The sequence below is a fragment of the Pseudonocardia ammonioxydans genome (assembly GCF_900115005.1).
Classification (GTDB): Bacteria; Actinomycetota; Actinomycetes; order Mycobacteriales; family Pseudonocardiaceae; genus Pseudonocardia; species Pseudonocardia ammonioxydans.
Genome location: NZ_FOUY01000132.1, coordinates 1 through 2,288, shown reverse-complemented (window position 1 = coordinate 2,288; position 2,288 = coordinate 1). Strand labels below are relative to the sequence as shown.

Below are 2,288 nucleotides of genomic sequence, written 5' to 3'. Positions count from 1 at the left end.
GCGGGCTCTCACCTGACGAGTACGAGGACGCCTACCATCGCGCCCAGCGCGACGATCACAGATAACCCGGACTCCGCGAAACCGGGGGAACCTCAGGTACTGCTGCTGCCATGGATCGACTCCGGCCAGGTTCCGCAGCGCAGCGCAGGTGTCGAGGATGAATGACTGGTAGGCGCTGCCGACCGAGTTCGGGCGCAGTGTGTAGGCATGCCACCGCTCGTCCTCCCAGTCCAGCAAGCTGGCGACCCCGGCCTCGCGGATCAGTCTGACCGCGGTGGTCACACGGATCATCCGGGTGAGACGACTGGCGGCGTCGTGGCGGCACTGCAGCCCGTACTGGACCTCCAGTCGCAGCCGCGGCTCCAGGCCGCGTAGATCGACCCGTGGGTCCAAGCTGTGGGCCAGCTGGTCGAACCACGCGTGCGGCTCCGGGCGTCCGGCTGCGATCCAGCGCCGCCGATGCGCTGCGCAGAACCCCGTGGTCGGCTCGGACCAGCGGGGGCAGGCAGGAAACCGGCAACCGGATTCGTTGACCGGGGACGGTGCGGGCTGCTCGGTGCACCAATGGTCCCAGTCCGGGCGGCCCGCACGGTCCCATGCGCAGACGTGCCGCACACAGAGACGGCTGCGGCGGTGCGCGCGATTGCAGCCGCCCACCGCGCAGGCGGGCACCTCGGGCACCTCGGCACGCAGGCGTTGCTCGGCAAGTCCGAGCCACCCCGGCAGGTCGGGGCGGCCCGCCTGTTTCCACCAGGCGTGGTGTCGTTCGCACAGGCCGATCCGGGTCCGGCGGATCGCGGCCGGGCAGGACGGCAGTGCGCACGTGGCGGTGAAGAACACCGCGCTGTCCGGGTCTGGGATGAAGATGTCGTGGCGGAACTCGGGGCGCACCGCGCTCAGGAGCCGCTCCAGCAGGTGCCCGGCCCCAAACCGAGCTGCGTCGACCCCGCCGGCTCTGATGCCTCCGGCTGCAGTCCCGCCGGACAGGGTGTTGCTCACTCCTTGCTCCCCGGTCCTACCCATGCCTCGGCGGCGTCCTGTGGGGTGGTGACCGCGGCTGCGCTGGGCTCCAGCGCACCTGCCGCGACCAGGAGCGCGCGGTGGTCCTCGACGCGCAGGTGAGAGTAGATGGCGGTGGTGGTCTGGACGTCGGCGTGCCCGAGCAGATCAGTGACGACGTGTGCCTGGACCCCGCGGCGCAGCAGGGTGGTGGCGTAGGTGTGCCGGGCCACGTGCGGGGTGAAGAAGTCCACCCCGGTCCGGGCCCGCAACTGCCGCACCAGCCGGTAGACATTCGCCGCCGTCATCGGCGCGCCGACCACGGGCGCGAACAAGTTGACGAAGACGTAGTCGCAGTCCCGCGGCCCGTACTCCAACTCCATGTAGTCGGCGTAGAGGTCGAACAGCGAGATCGGCACCGGCACCCGACGCCGCTTGAGGCCCTTGACCCGGGCATGGTTGACGTTGTCCTCGCGCGGCACGACCTCGACGTCGCCGGTGCGCAGGTGCAGATCGGCGTGCCGCAGCCCGAGCGCTTCGCCCAGGCGCAGCCCCGAGTCCACCAGCAGCCGGATCAAGAACCGATCCCGGGCCCAGTCACACGCCTGCACCAGCGCGTTGACCTGCAGTTCGGTCAACGTCTTCGGGGGCTTGTGCGGCACGTGCACCCGCAGCGGGCTGTACCCCTGCTCACCGCGTCGACCGTGATGAAGGTGGGCCAGCATCGGGACCTGCGGCCCAAGCCCGCGCCCGCCGATCTGCTCGCCCAACAGCGGCGCGACCGCTTGATCCCGGCGGGCGTGGAACCGGTAGAACGCCGCGACGGAGGCACGTTTGCGCTGCAGCGTCGCCGGGGCCAATGCCGCCGGGACGCCCGGCAGCACGAACACATCCTCCTGACGGGCCTGGCGGGGCCGGCGCAGCCAGTCGAAGAACTGCGCCAGCTGCTCCAGGCTCACCCGCGCGAACTCCAGGCCGCGCTGATCGAGCCACTCGAAATAGTCCCGCAGGTCATGGGCATAGCCGGCGATCGTGTTCGGCGACAACCGCCGCACCAAGGTCGCGTGGGCCAGGAAGTCCTCGACCGGGCCCACCGGGAGCCCGTCGAGGTCGACGACGGTGTACGAGCGCGCGCACTCCCCCGACGCCATTCGCTGCACCCGCAACCCCACCACCCACTCCCCCACGACATGGACACGGCTGCCGTGGGGTGTCCGTGTAGCACGAGCTGCTCTCCCGTTGCTCGCGAGTTGGACGTCGTGGACAGGTTGCGAGTGGATCAAGATTGC

2 protein-coding genes are annotated in these 2,288 nt (G+C 70.4%); both read right to left on the bottom strand.

Annotation, left to right across the window (positions count from 1 at the left end; genetic code table 11):
- Nucleotides 1-999 (bottom strand): hypothetical protein (locus tag BM093_RS34585; protein WP_218163077.1); only part of this gene is annotated, 999 nt, incomplete at its 3' end.
- A complete protein-coding gene (locus BM093_RS34580; RefSeq protein ID WP_085915772.1) occupies nt 996-2,150 on the bottom strand; it encodes a tyrosine-type recombinase/integrase in 1,155 nt (384 codons plus the stop codon). The genes BM093_RS34580 and BM093_RS34585, both read right to left, overlap by 4 nt.
- Nucleotides 2,151-2,288: the final 138 nt, after the last annotated feature.